The organism is Streptomyces sp. KR55 (assembly GCF_052245645.1).
Classification (GTDB): domain Bacteria; phylum Actinomycetota; class Actinomycetes; order Streptomycetales; family Streptomycetaceae; genus Streptomyces; species Streptomyces flavusporus.
Map to the genome: position 1 here is coordinate 1 of NZ_JBQQCE010000172.1, position 18,864 is coordinate 18,864.

Annotated in this window: 18 protein-coding genes and 3 pseudogenes; 5 read left to right on the forward strand and 16 right to left on the reverse strand. The window is 70.5% G+C overall.

The annotated features are described in order from the left end of the window. Positions 1-151 precede the first annotated feature (151 nt). From ACTWQJ_RS24475 to ACTWQJ_RS24525, 11 genes and pseudogenes are all read right to left on the reverse strand, one after another. A pseudogene (locus tag ACTWQJ_RS24475) lies at positions 152-1,154 on the reverse strand (IS5 family transposase). 111 nt (positions 1,155-1,265) lie between these two features. Next, entirely contained in the window at positions 1,266-2,240 is a 975-nt protein-coding gene (locus ACTWQJ_RS24480) for an IS630 family transposase (RefSeq protein WP_443308738.1), read from the reverse strand. 333 nt (positions 2,241-2,573) lie between these two features. Then, a pseudogene (locus ACTWQJ_RS24485) lies at positions 2,574-3,510 on the reverse strand (RNA polymerase sigma-70 factor). Next, positions 3,507-4,691, reverse strand: a pseudogene (locus ACTWQJ_RS24490) (NAD(P)/FAD-dependent oxidoreductase). Before ACTWQJ_RS24490 ends, ACTWQJ_RS24485 begins: the two co-directional pseudogenes overlap by 4 nt. A 114-nt stretch (positions 4,692-4,805) precedes the next feature. After that, positions 4,806-5,753 (reverse strand): RNA polymerase sigma factor SigJ, encoded by a 948-nt coding sequence (gene sigJ, locus ACTWQJ_RS24495; RefSeq protein WP_443308739.1) that lies wholly within the window; start codon positions 5,751-5,753, stop codon positions 4,806-4,808. 10 nt (positions 5,754-5,763) lie between these two features. Beyond that, entirely contained in the window at positions 5,764-6,210 is a 447-nt protein-coding gene (locus ACTWQJ_RS24500; protein ID WP_443308740.1) for a hypothetical protein, read from the reverse strand. A 51-nt stretch (positions 6,211-6,261) separates the two neighbouring features. Continuing rightward, entirely contained in the window at positions 6,262-7,824 is a 1,563-nt protein-coding gene (locus tag ACTWQJ_RS24505; RefSeq protein ID WP_443308741.1) for a glycosyltransferase family 39 protein, read from the reverse strand. Between the two features lie 17 nt (positions 7,825-7,841). Then, positions 7,842-8,645 (reverse strand): class I SAM-dependent methyltransferase, encoded by an 804-nt coding sequence (locus ACTWQJ_RS24510; protein WP_443308742.1) that lies wholly within the window; start codon positions 8,643-8,645, stop codon positions 7,842-7,844. Positions 8,646-8,716: 71 nt separating this feature from the next. After that, complete coding sequence (locus ACTWQJ_RS24515) at positions 8,717-9,688, reverse strand: transporter (protein WP_443308743.1); 972 nt, start codon at positions 9,686-9,688, stop codon at positions 8,717-8,719. After that, entirely contained in the window at positions 9,685-10,614 is a 930-nt protein-coding gene (locus ACTWQJ_RS24520; RefSeq protein ID WP_443308744.1) for an ABC transporter ATP-binding protein, read from the reverse strand. Before ACTWQJ_RS24520 ends, ACTWQJ_RS24515 begins: the two co-directional genes overlap by 4 nt. Continuing rightward, positions 10,611-11,054, reverse strand: a complete 444-nt coding sequence (locus ACTWQJ_RS24525; protein WP_443308745.1) for a GntR family transcriptional regulator — start codon at positions 11,052-11,054, stop codon at positions 10,611-10,613. Before ACTWQJ_RS24525 ends, ACTWQJ_RS24520 begins: the two co-directional genes overlap by 4 nt. Before the next feature lie 198 nt (positions 11,055-11,252). Here ACTWQJ_RS24525 and ACTWQJ_RS24530 point away from each other — a divergent pair, with 198 nt between their 5' ends. Both ACTWQJ_RS24530 and ACTWQJ_RS24535 read left to right on the forward strand, forming a co-directional pair. Further along, complete coding sequence (locus ACTWQJ_RS24530; RefSeq protein WP_224735127.1) at positions 11,253-11,873, forward strand: RNA polymerase sigma factor; 621 nt, start codon at positions 11,253-11,255, stop codon at positions 11,871-11,873. Next, on the forward strand, positions 11,870-12,916 hold the full coding sequence (locus ACTWQJ_RS24535; RefSeq protein ID WP_443308746.1) for a CU044_5270 family protein: 1,047 nt from the start codon (positions 11,870-11,872) through the stop codon (positions 12,914-12,916). The genes ACTWQJ_RS24530 and ACTWQJ_RS24535 overlap by 4 nt, the downstream gene beginning before the upstream one ends. Positions 12,917-12,980: 64 nt before the next feature. On the opposite strand, the gene ACTWQJ_RS24540 is transcribed toward ACTWQJ_RS24535, so the two are convergent. The 3 genes from ACTWQJ_RS24540 to ACTWQJ_RS24550 all read right to left on the reverse strand — a co-directional run bounded on the left by ACTWQJ_RS24540 (position 12,981) and on the right by ACTWQJ_RS24550 (position 14,244). Further along, entirely contained in the window at positions 12,981-13,274 is a 294-nt protein-coding gene (locus ACTWQJ_RS24540) for an SCO5918 family protein (protein ID WP_224735129.1), read from the reverse strand. Positions 13,275-13,434: 160 nt separating this feature from the next. Further along, positions 13,435-13,638, reverse strand: coding sequence for a cold-shock protein (locus tag ACTWQJ_RS24545; protein WP_010986199.1), 204 nt, complete (start codon positions 13,636-13,638; stop codon positions 13,435-13,437). Between the two features lie 249 nt (positions 13,639-13,887). Continuing rightward, the gene (locus tag ACTWQJ_RS24550) at positions 13,888-14,244 is read right to left on the reverse strand and encodes a MerR family transcriptional regulator (RefSeq protein WP_443308747.1); all 357 of its coding nucleotides are present in this window, start codon (positions 14,242-14,244) and stop codon (positions 13,888-13,890) included. A 346-nt stretch (positions 14,245-14,590) separates the two neighbouring features. Here ACTWQJ_RS24550 and ACTWQJ_RS24555 point away from each other — a divergent pair, with 346 nt between their 5' ends. Beyond that, positions 14,591-16,306, forward strand: coding sequence for a SpoIIE family protein phosphatase (locus ACTWQJ_RS24555; RefSeq protein ID WP_443308748.1), 1,716 nt, complete (start codon positions 14,591-14,593; stop codon positions 16,304-16,306). Between the two features lie 23 nt (positions 16,307-16,329). Here ACTWQJ_RS24555 and ACTWQJ_RS24560 read toward each other — a convergent pair whose 3' ends face one another. Next, a complete protein-coding gene (locus ACTWQJ_RS24560; RefSeq protein ID WP_443308749.1) occupies positions 16,330-16,827 on the reverse strand; it encodes a hypothetical protein in 498 nt (165 codons plus the stop codon). A gap of 194 nt (positions 16,828-17,021) precedes the next feature. After that, positions 17,022-17,249: a hypothetical protein gene (locus ACTWQJ_RS24565; RefSeq protein ID WP_443308750.1), complete on the reverse strand. Its 228-nt coding sequence runs from the start codon at positions 17,247-17,249 to the stop codon at positions 17,022-17,024. 285 nt (positions 17,250-17,534) lie between these two features. Here ACTWQJ_RS24565 and ACTWQJ_RS24570 point away from each other — a divergent pair, with 285 nt between their 5' ends. Then, on the forward strand, positions 17,535-17,738 hold the full coding sequence (locus tag ACTWQJ_RS24570; RefSeq protein WP_129798962.1) for a cold-shock protein: 204 nt from the start codon (positions 17,535-17,537) through the stop codon (positions 17,736-17,738). 203 nt (positions 17,739-17,941) lie between these two features. Next, a partial coding sequence (locus tag ACTWQJ_RS24575) for a DEAD/DEAH box helicase (RefSeq protein ID WP_443308751.1) occupies positions 17,942-18,864 on the forward strand: 923 nt, incomplete at its 3' end.

The window sequence follows — 18,864 nt, forward strand, 5'->3', positions numbered from 1 at the left end:
CGGTGGGGCACGAGGGCCTCTCTGGTCGCCGGTGCAGATGTCGCAATCCACACCAGGCCAGAAGGCCCTCACCCATTTCAAGATCCCTCAGCCGAGACCTGCGTCACCAACCTCCGTGGACAGAACAACTAGGGCGCGTATCGAGTCGTGATCAATGGGCGGTCCGGGTGAGGTCCTTGAGCCAGATCATCGAGGCGCGCAGGTGAAGACCGGCGAGGTAGCTATCCGGGGTCTTGTCGTACCGGGTGGCGATGCCTCGCCAGGCCTTGAGCTTGTTGATCAGGCGCTCGACGGTGTTCCTCTCCTTGTAGAGGTGGGCGTCGCGGCCGATGGGCCGGCCGCCTCTGGAGCCCTTCTTCTTCCGGTTCGCGGCCTGGTCCTTCTTCTCGGGGATGACTGCCTTGAGCCCCGATTGCGCAGGTGGGCCCGGTTGCCGCGGGACGAGTAGGCCTTGTCCCCGGCGACCGCGTCCGGCCGGGTGCGGGGACGACCGACGGGTCCACGGACCCGGATTTTGTTGAGCATGGGGATGAACTGCGGGCTGTCCGCGGCCTGCCCCGCAGTCAGGACGAACGCCAGCGGGCGGCACTTGCGGTCGGCGGCGAGGTGGACCTTGCTGGTCTGCCCGCCCCTGGAGCGTCCGAGGAGGGCGGCCTTCAGCCGCAGCTTTCGTCGGCGCCGGATGCGTCGCTGCTCTTCCCACTTGGGATCTGCTTCGGCGCCCTGCCCGATTTGTTCCTCGGGGCTGCCCCCTTTGACCTGGCCTTCTCTTCCTTAGCCGCGCCCTTCTCCAAGGCGGTAAGGACGTCCTCGCCGAGGTGCATCCCGGCGGCGTCGTGGTGAGCGCGCGCGGTGGTGGAGTCGATGCTGACCAGCGACAGGTCCACCTCGCCCCGCTTCGCTGCTTCTGCGATCACGCCCTCCAGCAGGGCCTCGAAGACGCCTGCGTCACGCCACTGCCGGAAGCGGTTGTGCACGGTCGACCAGGCGCCGAACTCCTGCGGCATCTCCCGCCACTGCGAGCCGGTCTTGAACCGCCAGATCACCCCCTCGAACTGCTGCCGCAGCAGCTCGGGGTACGGGCCGTATTTCCCGATGGGCAGGTATGGCCCGATGAACTCCCATTCGTGATCCGTCAGTTGCACTCGCGTCATGCAAGGAGATCTACCGCCCCAGGCCCCGCCGCGAGGGCGAAGTCCGGGACTGCCACCGTCCGCCTTCGGGTCGAACTAAGTGGTCGGCTCCGGAAGTCCTTCGAGGGTTGATCATGCTGCCAGCGCGACGGAGGATTCTTCTGGGTGATCGGCGGTATGCCGGTCGAGCCTGGCCAGCAGATCGTCCAGGTCGGAGGTGGTGAACTTCCATTGGAACGGCTGTGCCCTGGCGTTGTAGCGGTCTTCGAAGGTTCGGAGCCGGTCCCCGACCTGGGCAAGGTCGGTGAAGTCGTTGGGCGCCACGACTTTGCGCTGCACGACGGAGAAGAAGATCTCCACCTGGTTCAACCAGGAGGCATGCACCGGAGTGTGGACCAGCACGGCGTTCGGGAACGCGGCCACAAGGCGGCCCGCTGCGGCCTTGCCGCGGTGGGAGGAGCCGTTGTCGACGATCCAAAACACGCGCTTCGCGCTCGCGTAGGGCTCCTGGCGCATCACCTGGGCGACCAGGGCCATGAACGGGGCAATGCCGGTGGTCGGCTCGTAGTGGCCGAACACTGTGGCCTGGTGGACGTCGTAGGCGGCCAGGTAGGCCAGCGCGCCGCCGCGCCCGTAGGTGTGATTCACCCGCATCGCTCTCGCCTGGCCTGGTGCCAGGGTGGGATGGCAGCGACAGCGGGCCTGGATGGAGGTCTTCTCGTCCGCGCTGATCACGTACTCGTCCGCGCCGAGCGGGATGCCGTCCCAGGTGCGGGCATACAGGTCCAGCACACGCTCGGCCTTGGGCCGGAAGTCCGGGTCGGTGATGAAGATCCACGATCGGTGCTGCCAGGGCTTGAGCGCGTCCTGGTCGAGCCAGCGGCGCACGGTGGACGCCGACAGGAAGGGCGCGATGCCACGCTCGACGGCCTCGCGGGCCAGCTCCGGGCACGACCAGCGCGACAGCGGCGCGCCGGCCTCGGCCGGAAGCTGGCAGGCCAGCGCCTTGACCTGCGCAGCTTGCAACGCGGTGAAAGCGGCGGGCTGCCCGGGGCGCTTGCGGTCGGCCAGGCCCGGCAGGCCCAGGTCGGCGAATCGGCCCGCCACGTGCGCACGGTGTCCACGTGCACTCCCACCTCAACGGCGATCCGCGCGTTGGACCTACCCCCGAGCCGCCCGGAGCACGATCTGCGCCCGCAGCCTGGCCCGGTACTCGGTCTTATGACCCCAGGCCGCCTTCTTCAACCGGTGCCGCTCGGCGGCGGTCAGGACTATCGGGCGCGCGGCAGCAACAGGCAAGGCAGGCAAGCCGATCAGAAGAAGTGGATCAGGACGGCCGCAGCCTGCCGCATCCGCTTCCACCTGGGGCCGGGCTGTGCTGGGGCAGCGGGCCCGGGCGCTCACAGTGATTCCGGAGGGCGTCGACAACGATCAGGCGGCTCAGGAGAGTTCGTGCCGAGTTCCGTCGGCGACTGCGTGGAGCTTGTCGGGGTTGGCCACGTTGTGGATGGTCGAGATGCGGCCTTCCGGATCGAAGTCGAAGGTCAGCGTGGCGACCACGCGGTCCGGGCCGCGGAAGACCACGCCCGGGCCGCCGTTGATCCAGGTGAGCTCTGCTGATCCAGGTGAGCTCTGCCCGCATCTGCCCGGGCTCGATGCCCTGGTAGGTCGCGGTGCCGAGCGCGGCGAACCAACGGGCCACGGTCCCCAGGCCCACGACCGGCTTGAGGGCCTGGCGGACCTTGCCGCCGCCATCGGTCCACAGGGTCACGTCCGGGGAGAGCAGCTCCATGAGGGTGTTGATGTCGCCGCCCGCCGTCGCCGCGAAGAAGCGCTCGGTGACGTCGCGTTGGCGGGCGCGGTCCGCGGTGAAACGGGGCCGGCGGGCCTGGACGTGCTCGCGGGCGCGGTGCGCGGCCTGCCGGACCGCCGCCTCCGAGCGTTCCACCGCCTCCGCGATCTCCGCATAGCTGAAGGCGAAGACCTCCTTCAGCACGAAGACCGCGCGCTCCAGGGGACTCAGCGTCTCCAGCACAACCAGCAGGGCCATGGAGACCGAGTCCGTCGTGGCAACGCCGTCAGCGGTGTCCGGGCCGGTGAGGATCGGCTCAGGGAGCCATGGCCCGACGTAGGTCTCGCGCTGGTGGCGAGTCGAACGAAGCCGCTCCATCGCCAGGTTGGAGACGATCCGGGTCAGGTAGGCCTTGGGGTCGGCGACCCGGGAACGGTCGGCCGCCGACCACTTGAGCCAGGCGTCCTGGACCACGTCCTCGGCGTCGGCGGCGGTGCCGAGGATGCGGTAGGCGACGGAGAAGAGCAGGGTGCGGTACTGCTGGAAGGCAAGCTGGTCGGGGCCGGCCTGCTGCGGCTGGGTCACTTGGCGCTCCGAATCCGGGTGTAGCGGCCGCCGTGCGGCCAGAACGCGCCCGAGGCGGGCATCTTCTTCATGCGGGCGAAGGTCGGCCACGGCGCGGCGGTGACCGTCTCCTTGTACTTTGCGGCTCGCTTGCCGGTCAGCACGATCCGGCGCGGGCTGTCGTCGGGGTGGGTGAACTGCACGACGGCGTCGTTCCGGCCCAGACTGACAGGTGTGTGGTAGTAGCCGAAACGGAAGGGCTTGGGCTCCTTGCCGGCCAGCACCCGCAGGATCGAGAGGGCCGCGTGCACGCCGGTGGGCATACCCCCCTGACAGGTCCCGTGCATCACGCCGTAGCCCTGACGGATCGCCGCCGCATCGCCCACGGCATAGACGTCCGGGTGGGAGACCGAGCGCATGGTCCCGTCGACCACGATCTGGCCGGTGCCGGTGACCTCCAGGGTGGTGGCCCGCGCGAGGGGGTGGACGGCGAAGCCGGTGGTCCACACGGTCACCGCGGCCGGGATCGCCGTGCCCTCGGCGGTGGTCACGCGGTCCGCCCCGACGGCGGTGACCGCGGCGTGCTCGTGCACCGTGATACCGAGCCTGCCGAAGACCTTGCGCAGGTGCCGGGCGCCCTTGGGCGAGAGCCAGTCGCCGAGTCCGGCGCGGGCGGCGAGGGCGACGTCGAGGTCCGGGCGGGCCTCGGCGATCTCGGTCGCGGCCTCCAGGCCGGTGAGGCCGCCGCCGACCACGACCACGGGCTGTCCGGCGTCCAGGCGGGCCAGGCGCTCGCGCAGCCGCAGCGCTCCGGGGCGAGAGGCGAGCTCGTGGGCGTGCTCGGCGGCGCCGGGGACGCCGTGGTCGTTCCAGCCGCTGCCGAGGGCGTACACGAGGGTGTCGTACTCCAGCTCCTCGACGCCGTGCGCGGCCTGGACGGCGACGGTCTTGCGGTCGACGTCGACGCCGGTGACCTTCGCGATCCTCAGCTCGACGCCGGTGTCCGCGAACATCTAGCTGAAGGGCCTGGGCTTGAGGTCCTGGCCGACCGCGACCTGGTGCATCCGTACGCGTTCCACGAAGTCGGGCTCGGCGTTGACGAGGGTGATGGCCACGTCCGCGCGGTGCAGCCGCCTGGCGAGGCGCCCGGCGGCGGTGACTCCGGTGTAGCCGGCTCCAAGGACGACGATGCGGTGCTGCATGTCCGTACTCCTGTCTCGGGCGGATTCGCCACTTGAACCGGGCGGCCCGCCGTTTCCTGACAGGAATGGAATGTGAAGCACGTCACATGGCGTCTCGGAGGGCGTTCACAGCGCTCAGAACGCGTTGCGCAGCAGGGGCTCGCCGTGGTCCGTGGCCGCCCACCGCTCGGTCGCGCGCTCCAGCTTGTCGGGGTTGCCCTGGCTGCGGAACGCGGCGATGCCCTCGGCGGTCACCTCCAGGCACATGACGCCGATGACCCGGCCGTCGAGGACCGCCACGATCGCCGGGTCGCCGTTGGCGGTCGTGAAGTGCACCTCGGGCGAACCGCCGGCCAGGGTGCGCTTGGCCTCGCTGGGCTTGAACAGGCCCCGCAGGAACTTCGCGACCGCGAGGGCGCCCTCGAACGCCTTTGCCCGCGCCGGAACCTTCCCGCCGCCGTCGCCGATCGAGATGGCGTCCTGGGTGAGCAGCCGCACGAGCGGCTCGGTCTCACCGCTGGTGGCGGCCGCGAGGAACTCGTCGACGATCCGCCGGGCGGCGGCCTCGTCGATGTCGGTGCGGGCCTTGCCGTCCGCGACGTGCTTCTTGGCGCGGTGGAAGATCTGCTGGCTGGCGGCCTCGGTGATGTCGAGCATCCCGGCGATCTCCCGGTGCGGGTAGTCGAAGGCCTCCCGCAGCACGTACACCGCCCGCTCGTTGGGTGAGAGGCGCTCCAGCAGGGCGAGGACGGCGTACGACACCGATTCGCGCTGTTCAGCGGTGTCGGCCGGGCCGAGCATCGGGTCTCCGGCGAGCAGCGGCTCGGGCAGCCACTGACCCACGTAGGTCTCGCGCCGCGCGCGGGCCGAGGTGAGCTGGTTGAGGCACAGGTTGGTGAGAACCTTCGTCAACCAGGCCTCGGGGACCTCGACATGGTCGACGTCGGCGGCCTGCCAGCGCAGGAACGTCTCCTGCACGGCGTCCTCGGCCTCGCTCGCGGAGCCGAGGAGGCGGTAGGCGATGGCCTCCAGGCGGGGCCTGGAGGCCTCGAACCGGTCCACGTCGTTCACGGTCAGGGCCATGGCCCGGATCCTAGCTTTCGCGGCGCGCGACGGCCGCTGCATTGCGGCCCTGCCCCGTGAGAGCGGCCTCGAGGGCTTCACCCGTCATCTCGATCACTGTGGCGTCGTCCTGCATGGCCGCCGGAAGGTGCGCATGTTCTTCCGCCCGGCACACGACCCCGGCCCTGCTCGGGTCGATGACGACCGCTCCCAGCCGGGAGACCAGCTCCGCGACGATGCCCCACACGCCTCCGGCATGCGGGCGGTGCACCTCGATGCCCTGCGCACCGGCGAATATCTCGGCCTCGCTGCCGTCGGAAGCCCGGACCCAGAACCCGAGGCCCCCGTCCTCGCCCACCGAGAGCTGCGGGTCCCCGAGATCGTGAGGTTCCAGAACGGCCCGTACCAACGCCATGTCCAGCAGTACGGGCTCCTCATCGCCGTCGACGAACTTGTAGATCAGCGGACTCCAGCCCAAGATGCCCCCTCCACACCGCTCTTGGGGCGCGTAAGCGCAGGTGGCGCCAATTTACGGCCTGTCGGCGGCAGACGGGTTGTGATGTGGGCGGTCGATTCGTTCGTAGAGGGTGATGCTGCGGCCGTGTCGGATCGCGGTGGAGCGTTTGGTGAAGTGGTCGTGCAGGATGCGTTGTTTGGCGCGGTCGCGGGCGTTGTGGGCGGGGCGGGGCTCTGCGTCGGTGATGAGGATGATGTGCCGTTCGCGCAGCATTGCTCGGGCTGTCGTGTCCGGGTCTGTTTCGATGCCGTGCAGGGTGGCGGACTCGACGGGGCTCCGGGCGAGCGCGATGTCGCGCAGGCCGTGGAACGCGGCCGGCGTGACCAGGGCGGTGTCGCGTCGGGCTGAGGGAAGGAAGACCACCGCGGCGCCCTGTCCACGCGCTGCGTCCACCAGAGTGGCCGCAGCCAGTACGTCGTCGACGCGGCTGTGCGGACTGCGTACATGCTGTTCCACGGGGAGCAGGGCGAGGAACGCGAGTGCCGTGACGGCGGCGAGCGGAACTCCGGGGTGGGTGGGCAGGCGGGTGGCGAGTGTGGCGAGCGCCGCCCCGAGGAGGAGGGCGAGGCCGATGTGGGCGAACAGTACGTAGCGGCCGACGTAGAGGGGCTGCCAGGTGAGCGAGACGGCGAGGAGCATCAGCTGCGGGACGGCGCACAGCGGGACGGCCACAGCGGCCAGGCTCACTTGTCCCCCGGCGGGTTGGTGTGCGCGGCGCAGGAGTGCGCAGCCGCCGGCCGCAAGGATGGTGGCTGCGACGGCGTACATCGTGCCGGGGGTGGTGGGCTGTATCCAGGAGACCTGTCTGGACTGGCCCCGGCTGGCCAGGACGAGGGGCAGGGCGCCGAGTACGGCGGTGCTTGCGGCGAGGAGCCAGCGCATCCGGATGGTGCGGTGGGGCCGGGCGAGGGCGAGCGTGGCGGCGTGGGCGGGCAGCGCGAGCAGGGAGAACCAGTTGAGCAGCGCGCCGAGCAGGACGACGAGTGCGTATGCGCTCCAGGTGCGGGTGCGCGGGCGGTGCATGGCGGCCACCAGCAGCCAGGTGGCGAGCGCAACGGTGGCGGTCACCATCGCGTAGGGGCGGCCTTCTTGTGCGTACGTCTGGAGGGTGGGCAGCAGTGCGAAGGCGAGCCCCGCGCCGAGCCCGCTCCATCGGCCCGCGAGCCGGGCACCGAGGTCGGCGGTGAGGGAGGCCGCCACGGCCATGGCGAGGACGGAGGGCAGCCGCAGCGTCAGGAGACTGTCGCCGAAGACCCCGAACATGACGTGCATGAGGGCGTAGTACAGGCCGTGGACGACGTCTGCGTGCCCGAGCAGTTGCCAGATCTCGGGCAGGCTGCGGTGGGCGACCTGCCAGGTGGCGGCCTCGTCGCGCCACATGCTGTCCTGGCGGGTGATCCCCCACAGGCCCAGGGCGATCACGAGGCCCGCGGGCACGGCTGCCGTGAGTGCGCGGCTCGGACCGGGCCGTGGGGTGGCCGACGGCACGGGCGGGCGCGGGACGACGGGCGGCCGGGGCGTGGTGACGGTGGGCGGATCGAGCAGGGTGCCCGGGTGCACTGTGGGGGACGGCATGTCGGATCCCGGCCGTCTCAGGGGGTGGGCAGGGCTGAGCGGCTGACACGTATCTTCGACTGGCCGTGCGGGCGCTGCTCCCAGTCCTCCATGAAGCGCGCGTGCAGGCCGTGCTTGCGGGCCAGGGCCAGAAGGGTCTCGGTGCGGTAGTAGAAGTCCTCGCGCAGCACCTGGTGTTCGGTGCCCTCGGTGCGGTCGAAGGTGAAGTCGAAGAACCCGGTGTCGGTCAGCACACGGCCGACGTGGGCGAGGCATTCCTCGATGACGTGCAGCGGCGAGTGGGAGAAGACGCTGTGCGCGTGGATGACGTCGAAGTGGTCGCTGGGCAGGAAGTCCAGGGTGAGGTCGCCGGTGATGGTCAGATGCGGCAGCTTGTCCTGGAGGCTGCGCTCGACGAGCGTCTTCTTGGCGGCGATCAGGATGTCGGGCGAGATGTCGATGCCGTAGTAGTTGCCGGTGTCGAGGTGGTCGATGAAGCGCCAGCCGCCGCGCAGGTTGCCGCAGCCGATGTCGAGCATGCGGTGTTCGGGGCGCAGCCCGTGCTCGATGAGGTAGTCGAACTGCATCTGCCCGAGTGCCAGCCAGCGTTCGTGGGTCTGACTGCCGACCGCGGCCTCCGGGTTGCGGCGGGTGTCCGAGGCCATCACGGCCCGGTAGTAGCCGACGTGGTCGGGGTGCTTCAGGCGCAGCCAGGCGTCCCGGCCGGCCCGGCGGAGATACGGGGTGACGCGGCCGGGGTGGCGCAGGGCGTAGCCGATCTTGTGGGTGAGGGCGGCGCGGTTGTTGCGGAGTTTCTTCGGTGACTTGGCGTCTGCGGGCATGGTGAAGCGACCTCCGTACAAAGGGGACCCCGGGTGAGGGGATGAAGGGCGGATGCGTTGGTTCGGCGCGGTCAGATGCGGCGGCGCAGGAGCAGCACGGTGACGGCCGTGAGCAGGAGGGCGAGGCCGCCGAGGACGGCGGTGTCGATCCACTGGACGGTCCAGTAGTCGCCGGCCGGGTTGGCCTCGTAGAAGCGGGCGACGTACCCGTGCCGGTCCATGCACTCCTTGAGCTGGGCACCTGACGGGAAGGGGCAGTTCATCACGTCGTCGCGGCGGCCGGATGCGGTGATCAGGCCGTAGTGGCCGGCCGACCACTTCTCGCCCATGGGCAGTCTGGGGATGCTGCCGGCGCTGGTGTAGGTGTGCGGCGGGACCAGCAGACGCGTCTTGTGCGTCCACTCCAGTACGAGCGTCATCGCCCCGGTGACCAGGAGGGTCAGGCCCATCGCCGCCAGGACCCGGCGGGCCAGCAGACCCAGCAGTGTGCCGGCCGCCAGACCGAACAGGGCGGCTGCGACGACCCGCGGGCCCGAGCCGCTGAGGGCCGTGGTCTCGTACCAGAACAGGCCGTAGCTCCGGTCGGCGGCCGGTCGCCACCACCACGCGAACACTCCCGCGAGCAGGCCGGAGAGGGCCACCGCGGTCGCCGCGGCGAGGGCGAACCGGGAGGCGAACCACTGGCCGCGGCTCACGCCCTGGGTCAGAACCATGCGGTGCGTGCCCAGTTCCCGGTCGCGGCCCAGCAGCGGGGCGCCCCAGAAGACGCCGATGATGACGGGCAGGGCGATGTTCAGCACCCCGAGGTACTGCAGCGGCTCGATGTCCAGCAGCAGGGGCACACCGGTGTCGGGTCGTGCGCAGTGAATGGGCCCGGAGGCGCAGTGGTCGAACAGCCCGCTGCGCAGGGCGTCCAGCATGCCCGAGCGGTAGTACGCGGCGATCGCCGCGGCGACGGCCAGGACGGCCGCGCCGACGCCGACCAGCACCCGCTGCTGGCGCCACGCGAGCCAGAGGGAGCCGTTCCGGAGGGAGCTGTTCATGCCGCCGCCTCCGTCCGCTCGGCGGGGGCGGGGCGCACCAATTCATCGACGTCATGGGCGTCATCGGCTTGGAGGTGGCCGACCAGGATGTCCTCCAGCCTGGGCCGCTCGAGGTGCCAGTCGCCGTGCAGCGGTCCGTGCTGCCGTACGAGGGCGGTCAGCTGTCTGCCGGCGGTCCGGCGGTGGACGACGGTGTGGCGTCCGGCCAGGGTGTCGGCCTGGTCGGCCTGTCCGGTGAGGATGACGTGGCTCTCGCGCAGCGCGTCGGCGTCCTCGCTCAGCTTGATGCGGCCGTTGCGCAGCAGCAGCACCCAGTCGCAGGTCTGCTCCAGTTCGGGCAGGACGTGCGAGGACAGCACGATGCTCATGCCGCGGTCGGCGGCCTCCGCCATCAGCGCCGCCATGATCTCGCCTCGCGCCACGGGGTCGAGGTCGGCCATCGGCTCGTCGAGCAGCAGCAGTTCGGGCCGCTTGCCGAGCGCCAGGGCGAGTGCGACACGGGTGCGCTGTCCGGGGGACAGCTCGCCGACGCGGGCGGTGAGCGGGATGCCGCCCTCGTCGACGGTCCGCTCGGCGGCCGCCCGGTCCCACGAGGAGTTCAGCTTCTCGCCCATCCGCAGGGTGTCCGCCACGGTGAAGCGGGGGTAGAGCGGCTTGTCCTGGGTGAGCAGCGCGACCCGGGCGCGGGCTTCGGGTGTGCCCGGTACGGCGTCCAGTACGCGTATCTCTCCGGAGTCGGCGTGCAGCAGGCCGCCGGCCAGGTGCAGCAGGGTGCTCTTGCCGGCGCCGTTGCGTCCGACGAGGGCGGTGATACGTCCGCTGGGCACGGTGAACTCGCAGTCCCGCAGGGCCCAGCCGCTCCGCGCCCGGTACCGGAACCCGAGTCCCGTGGCGCGCAGCGCGGCCGGCGCGTCAGGCCCGGTCATGCGTCCTCCTCTTTGCGCTCCCGGTCGCCCGGGGTGTGCTGGTGTTGCTCTTTGTCGTGGGCGTCCAGGGCGGCGGTGACCATGGCGAGGATGTCGGCCCGTTCCAGTCCCGCCGCACGCGCGCGTGCCGTCCAGTCGGTGAGGTCCGTGCGCAGGGGCGAGTCGTCCTCCGCTGCGGGCCGCACGAGCGACCGCGTCACGAAGGTCCCCAGCCCACGGCGCAGTTCGACCAGTCCGGCCTGCTCCATGTCGCGGTAGGCCCGCAGCACGGTGTTGGGGTTGATGGCGGTCGCCGCCACCACCTCCCGCGCTGTGGGCAGCTTGTCCCCGGCCTTCAACGTGCCCATCCGGAGCGCCCGTTCGGTCTGCTCGACGATCTGCACGTAGGCGGGTACGCCGCTGCCACGGTCGATCCGGTACTCGACCACGTCACCTTCCATGGTTCCAGTGGGCTTCCATTAATGAATTAACACAAGCATGGTGGAAGGGTTGCAGGGATGTCAACGTGAGTGTGTTGGCGGCTGTGTCGATCGCCGTTGCGGCGCCGGCCCGAACGTCGTGGTGTGGCGCGGGCCACAGGAACCCGGGTGGGACGGCGGAGCGTACAGAGTGTGAGGCAGACAGAACCAGCGGAGTCGATGCGTGCACGCATACGGGCAGGGGACCGTGCGGCATTCGCCGACCTGTACGACGAGCACGCGAGGGCGGTCTACAACCATGCCCTGCGCCTGACCGGCAACTGGTCGGAGGCGGAGGAGGCCATGTCCGAGACCTTCCTCGCCGCCTGGCGTACCCGGGAGACGGTGGAGCCGGAGGGCGGTTCGCTCAAGCCCTGGCTGCTCGGCATCGCCACGCACAAGGCGCACAACGCCAACCGTGGTCTGCGCCGACGGCTCGCCTTCCTGGCCCGCAGCCCGGAACCCCGTCCCGTCGAGGACTTCGCGGACGAGACGGCCGGCCGGATCGACGACGCCCGCCGTCTCGCGGTGGTGCACGAGGCGCTGGGCCGGCTGCGCCGCCAGGACCGGGAGGTGTTCGCGCTGTGCGTGTCGGCCGGGCTGGACTACCAGCAGGCCGCCGATGCGCTCGGCATCCCGGTCGGCACCGTGCGGTCGCGGCTGTCGCGCGCCCGGGCGCGGCTGGCCCGGATGAGCTCCGGTCAACTCGACCGCGCGCAGGCGGAACCGCGGGGCCCTCGCGGAGAGAAGGAGAGTGAGGCCGCGTTCGCGGCCACGTTTCTGCAGGAGGAAACCGGATGAACAACAACAATCCGCCGCACGCCGGTTCCGCCCGGAGTGAGGCCGAGGAGTTGCTGTCGGCTCCGGCCGAATGGGACCTCCCGCGGAGCAGACACCTCCACTACAAGGACGTTCTGATGCAGCAGATCGACCACGACCGCACCCCTTCCACCCAGGCGCGCCCGACGCCACGCCGCCGACTGGCGCGTGGAGTGGTGCTGTTGCCCCTCGCGTCGATGGCACTGGCCGGGGCGCTGATCGTCACGCTCTCCGGCGGTGACGACACCTCCGCGCCGACGACCCGGGCCGCCGAGGCCAACAGCGCCTCCGCCACCCTCAACCGGATCGCCGTCGCCGCCATGGCAACCGACGAGACACCGGTGAAGGACGGACAGTTCGTGTACGTCGAGAGCCTGGTCCGCGAGAACACGGGCACCTTCGAGGGTCCCGTGCGGCTCGGCGCCCTGCACAAGCGGGAGGTCTGGATGTCGCAGAACCCCGGCCCCGTGACCAGGACCGGGTGGATCCGTGAATCCGGGAAGGACGCCGTGATGCCCGGTCAGCTGGGCCCCATCGAGTCCACCGCTCCCGTCTCGGCGGGCATCGACCACCCCACGTACAAGTGGCTGGCCTCGCTGCCCACCGACCCCGACGCGCTGCTCGAGCTGCTCTACACCCGGACCAGGGTGGAGGAGGGCGAGTCGAAGGAGCAGGCCGTCTTCACCATGATCGGCGACCTGGTGAGCGAAACGATCATGCCGCCGACGAACGCCTCCGCGTTCTACCGGGCAGCCGCAAAGATCCCCGGCGTGCAGGAGATCCCCGACGCCGTCGACGCCGCCGGCCGGCACGGCATCGCCATCACGCGCGAGGACGCCTCCTCCGCGACCCGTTACGAATGGATCTTCGACAAGGACACCCTCGCCTTCCTCGGCTCGCGCGCGTACATCACCCATGACGAGGCCAAGGGGATCACTTCCGACACACTGTTCGGAACCAGCGCGATCATGAAGCGCACGGTCGTCGACCAGCACGGCAAGACACCCGCCAAGACCGGCAGTTGACCCGCCCCACGCCGGGGGAGCCGTCCCGTGCGGGGACGGCTCGACGGCGGTGGTGCCGGGTTCGTCAGTCGCCCCACTGGGCGGGCGGTCCGTACGCGGGGGCGACGGCGGACGGGAGTTGCGGGGGCGCAGCGTGGCAGGTGAAGCCGAGACGGGTCAGTGCCCGGGTCATCTCCCCGACGGTGAAGTCACGGCGGTCCTGGCCCGTGATCACCTCGCCCACCTGCTTGACCGGATACACGCGGCCGCCGATGTCGACGCAGACCGCGGTGACGGGCTCGGGGCGGACACTCTCCATCGATGTCTCCACCTCGCTCTTGAAGAGGTCGAAGGGGTAACGGGCGATCACACAGCGCATGGTGCCTCACCAGGAGTCGGGATGGCGGGATGGGGTGGAACAGCGGCGGGTGACTTCGGAGGATCCGGGTCCGGGAAACGGAAAAGGGGCCCGCACCCAAGGTGCGGGCCCCTTTCCGTCGTATGTGTGTACGAACTTCAGACGCGTTCGGACGCGAGTGTCAGGCGGGAACGATGTTCTCCGCCTGCGGGCCCTTCTGGCCCTGCGTCACGTCGAAGGTCACCTTCTGGCCTTCCTGCAGCTCGCGGAAGCCCTGGGTGGCGATGTTCGAGTAGTGGGCGAAGACGTCGGCGCCGCCGCCGTCCTGCTCGATGAAGCCGAAGCCCTTTTCCGCGTTGAACCACTTAACGGTACCGGTGGCCATGTCAATTCTCCTGAGGCAGTGCTGGAGGCCCGCACCTCGCGGGCTCCCTCATCGCTGTGATGATCACCTGCCCGGGAATCCCGAAAAACGGCAACCACAACTGCAATTCACGTCGAGTCTAGCACGGAAGGAATCGGCGACAAGGAAGCGAGAAGAGAGGGGTGAAAAAATCCCGGAATACGGCGGCCGGGCGCAGGGAAAAGCCTCTTCCAGTATCGGTCGAATTTCTTCTCCGGCGCCGTCAGATTTTCACTCGCCGCCGCCGTCGGCCTCCTCTTCCGGAAGGCCTTCCGGGCGGCGCAGTTCCTCGTTGGCGCGCAGGGCCTCCTCCAGCCGGTCCTCGAGACCGATGATCCGGCAGGCGGCCTCGATCGGGGTCCCCTGGTCGACCATCTCGCGGGCGCGGGCGGCGAGGCGCAGCTGGTGGCGCGAGTAGCGGCGATGGCCGCCCTCCGACCTCGTCGGAGTGATCAGTCCCGCCTCGCCGAGGGCCCGGAGGAAACCGGGCGTGGCACCGATCACCTCGGCGGCACGGCCCATGGTGTACGCCGGGTGGTGGTCGTCTTCCAGCCGGTGGGCGGTGTGCGGCCGGTCTTGCGAGGGCATAGGCGCCTTCCTGCGGACCACCGAAGTCGCGGCCCGCATCAGGGGAGCGGGTTCCCCGTAGGGGAACTCTAGTCGCCCTTGCGGAATTCCTGCCGTCGCGGGCGCAGATGTCCTCTGCCTCTGCTCAAGCTGCCGAACACCCCGCGACGACCTTGTCCCGGTGATCTGTTGGTGCGGTGGGTGGCCGGAGCGCGGCACGGGGTACGTGGGGGACGGGTCACCGTGTCCGCCAGGCGGGCGGGTTCCTGTCGCGGACCGTTGGTCCGCTGGTGTGTCGGTCTCCCGATGAGCCCGCGGTCTTCGGCGAGGGTTTCCATGGCTGGGGGACGGCGCGGTGGAGGGTGTGGTGCCCGGTACGCGAGACGAAGGGCGGCGGTGGTCGGCGGCCGAGCCGGGTTTCTGGCGGCAGGTCGTCGAGCAGCTGGGTGCTGCCCTGACCGTGGTGGATCCGGCCGGACGGATCCTCGCGGCCAACCCGGCCGCCGAGCAGGTGCTGGGCCGCGCCGCCGCGGCGATGCACGGGGAGGACGCACACGACCTGCTGCACCGGGATACGGACGGCGCCAGGATCCCGCGGGAGCGGTGCCCGCTGCTCAGGGCGCTGGCCGAGGGGGCCGCGGCGCGCGGGGAGGGCGACAGCTTTCTGCGCGGTGACGGTCGCCTGGTCGCGATCTCCTGGTCCGCTTCTCCCCTGACGCACGGCGGCTCCCTCAAGGGCATGGCCGTGCTGTTCACCGATGCCACCGGCGACCGCAGCGCGCGTCGGAAACGGGCAGCCTATACAAGCGCGTTGGAGGATCTCACCGAACGGCTGACGCTGGTCGCGGAGATCACCGACGTACTGGGCCAGACCCTGGAGACCGATGAGGCCCTCGCCCGGCTGGGCCGTCTGCTGGTTCCCCGCCTCGCCGACTGGGCGGCGGTGGACCTCCGGGTCGGTTCCGGGCAGGTCCACCGGGTGGCGGTGACCGGGCCCGAGGGCCGGGACCCCGGACAGGAGGGCCGACGCGAGCCGCTTCCCGAGGCCGGGGAGGCAGCCCGCTCACCTCTGGTCCAGGTGCTGAACGGCGGCGATCCCGTCCTGCAGGGCGAGGTGGGGACGGCCGCACCGCCCGGCTCTCCCCTCGCCGCCGTCCACAGCGACTTCCTGCGGACGGTGGGCGCGACGTCCGCGATCACGGTGCCGCTGGGCTCCAGGCGGCAGATCACCGGCGCTCTGACGGTGGTGCGCACCGACCCGGCGTGCCCGTTCGACACCGACGATCTGGAGGTGGTGAGCGACATCGGCCGCCGGGTCGGCCTGGTCATCGACAACGCCCGCCGGTTCGGCCGCCAGCGCGCCGTCGCCGAGGCCATGCAGCGCAACCTGCTCGCCCCGCTGCCCCAGCCCGGCCGTCTGCGGCTGGCCGCCCGCTACCAACCCGCCCCGGCCGGCTCCCAGGTCGGCGGCGACTGGTACGACGCGTTCGAGCTGAAGGACGGCACGGTCGCGCTGGTCATCGGCGACGTCATCGGCCACGACCTGACCGCGGCGGCCGGAATGGCGCAACTGCACGGCATCCTGCGCTCGCTGGCCTGGGACCACACCGGACCGCCCGGCGCCGTCGTCGACCGTCTCGACGACGCCATGCCCGCCATCACCACCGTCCCCATGGCCACCCTCGTCCTCGCCCGGCTCGAAGGCCACCCATGCACAGGCCCGTGGACACTGCGGTGGACCAGCGCCGGACATCCGCCGCCCCTCCTGCTGACCTCGGGCGGACACGCGCAGTACCTCGAAGCCGGGCAGGGACTCCTCCTCGGTGTCGGTCCGGGCGCCGGCGGGAGCCGGCCGAACGCCGCGGTGTCTCTGCCGCCGGGCTCCACCCTGCTGCTCTACACCGACGGCCTGATCGAGATCCCCGGCACCGACCTCGACACCGGCCTCGACCGTCTGCGCCGCCACGCCCTCACGCTCGCCCACGAACCGCTGGAAACGCTGTGCGACCAACTGCTCGCCGGCATGCCTCCCGGCAGCACCGACGACGTGGCCCTCCTCGCCCTGCGCCTTCCAGTGCCGTGACCGCCGTGCGGCGGACGCGGTGTTCAGGTTCCGAGGACCAGCACACGGAACGGGCCGAGCGGGGGCGTCCGATGGGTGTCGCCTTCGATGTACCGCCATCCCCAGGACCGCAACGCCTCGACGGTCCGGGCGTCGTAGCGGTTCACCAGCGTGACGCCGAGGGCGGAACCGTGGTCGGTGAGCAGCCGTCTCTGCAGGCGCCGGGCGAGGTTCCAGGCACGGCCCTGGTTCTGCCTGCGCACCCGGGGCGGAACGAGGATCTCGGAGACCACGAAGAGGCGTCCGGCGGCAGCGATGCGGAGCAGCCTCCCTGGAAGGTATCCGTCGAAGCCCTCCCACCAGGGACCGTCGGGGCGTACGGGGAAGCCGTAGGCGCATCCGGTCAGAGCGGTGGTTTCCGCGATCAGCAACTCGAATCCCGGTCGCCGTACATCGGCCGCCAGCCGCCGCAGGAAGGCGCCGCGGGCCTGGTTCCACGCCCACGGGCCGCCGCCGGAGGTCTCCGCGTACAGATCGCCCAATTCCTTCAGATGATCGTCGATCTGACGCCGAGTCAGGGGACGGACGCGCTCTCCCTCGCGGGGCGAGGAGCCACGTTCCGGCTTCGGCGGGCGTGGCAACCGCGTACTCCACCCGAGGGGGTCTGAGGTCGTCGGCCGAACCGGCACGTGCACGGTCATGAGAAAGGCCCTGCTCCGGGCGCGGGCGCCCGGCATCATCGGTCGCCGGGAGCGGCACCGGTGTCGGAGCCGGTGTGCGACATGCCCTCGGTGTCTCCACCGTACTCCCGGCCGTGCGCCCGCTGCGGACCGGCGGTCTCCGAGAACGCCCCTCCTCTGGTGGCCGCCGCACCGTCGAATGTGGCCTTCATCACAGCGCGGGCCCCGGCGCGTTCCCCGGCGTCTCGTCCGCCGGCGCCGACGGCAGCCGAACGCGGGCCCATCGAAGGAGGTCAGGGCGCTGTGGCCGGAGGGCCCGACCGCAACAGCGGGGGCCGAGCGGAGCAATATCTGTGGTCGTGACGTGAGAAATCGACGCGGCGGGCGAGGAATATTCCCCAGCCGACAGACCGGGGCGGAATTATTTACCACGCATGGACGATGACGCCATGGTACTGTCCATATCAGTTGCAGTTGTGGTTGCCAGAAGGTTTTTCCGACGGGCCGATCATTACGGCGACCGGAGTCCGCACAGGGCGAACTCCGAACACCGTCCCGAAGGAGAAAAAATGGCTACCGGTACCGTGAAGTGGTTCAACGCGGAAAAGGGATTCGGCTTCATCGCGCAGGACGGCGGCGGCGCCGACGTCTTCGCCCACTACTCGAACATCGCCACTCAGGGCTTCCGCGAGCTGCAGGAAGGCCAGAAGGTGACGTTCGACGTCGCGCAGGGCCAGAAGGGCCCGACGGCCGAGAACATCGTTCCCGCCTGACACCAGAACTGACGCTTACTTCGTAGCTGGGGCCCGCACCTTGGGGTGCGGGCCCCAGCTCGCTATGTTTCAGGGCGCCTCGGAAGATGATCCTCGGTTCGCCCCTCATCATTTTCGGCTCGTTCTCGCGATTCTCGGCGCTGTTCCATGGCTGCACGATTTCCTTGATACGTGCCGCATCAAGGAAAGTGTGAAGGTTCCGCATGAGCCGTGCCCGCACAAAGCGCACATACGACCGCTTCGGTGGCTCCGCCACCAACCGCTCCTCCGGCACCCCGCGCCGTTCCAAGGGCTCCAAAGGCTTCAAGGGCTCCAAGGGCTACGGAGGCCGACAGTCCGCGCCACAGGGCGATTTCGCGCTGCCGGTGACGACGACGCCCGCGTTGCCCGCCGTCGAGTCGTTCGCCGATCTTGCCCTGCCGTCGCCGTTGCTGGCCGCGCTGGGCCATGAGGGCGTGACCGTACCGTTCCCGATCCAGGCGGCGACCCTGCCGAACTCCCTGGCCGGTCGTGACGTACTCGGCCGTGGCCGCACCGGTTCGGGCAAGACCCTTGCCTTCGGCCTCGCGCTGCTGGCCCGTACAGCGGGTCGGCGCGCCGAGCCACGGCAGCCGCTCGCCCTCGTCCTCGTACCCACCCGCGAGCTTGCCCAGCAGGTCACCGACGCGCTCACCCCGTACGCCCGCGCTGTGAAGCTGCGGGCGGCCACCGTGGTCGGCGGGATGTCGATCGGCAAGCAGGCCGCTGCGCTGCGGACCGGGGCGGAGGTCGTCGTCGCGACGCCGGGACGGCTCAAGGACCTCATCGACCGGGGCGACTGCCGGTTGGACGCCGTCCGCATCACCGTCCTCGACGAGGCCGACCAGATGGCCGACATGGGGTTCATGCCCCAGGTCACCGCGCTGCTCGACCAGGTGCGCCCGGACGGACAGCGGATGCTCTTCTCGGCCACCCTGGACCGCAACGTCGACCTGCTGGTCCGCCGCTACCTGACCGACCCGGTGGTCCACTCCGTCGATCCGTCCGCAGGCGCGGTCACCACGATGGAGCACCACGTGCTCCACGTACACGAAACGGACAAGCAGCGGACGACCACCGAGATCGCGGCGCGAGACGGCCGGGTGAT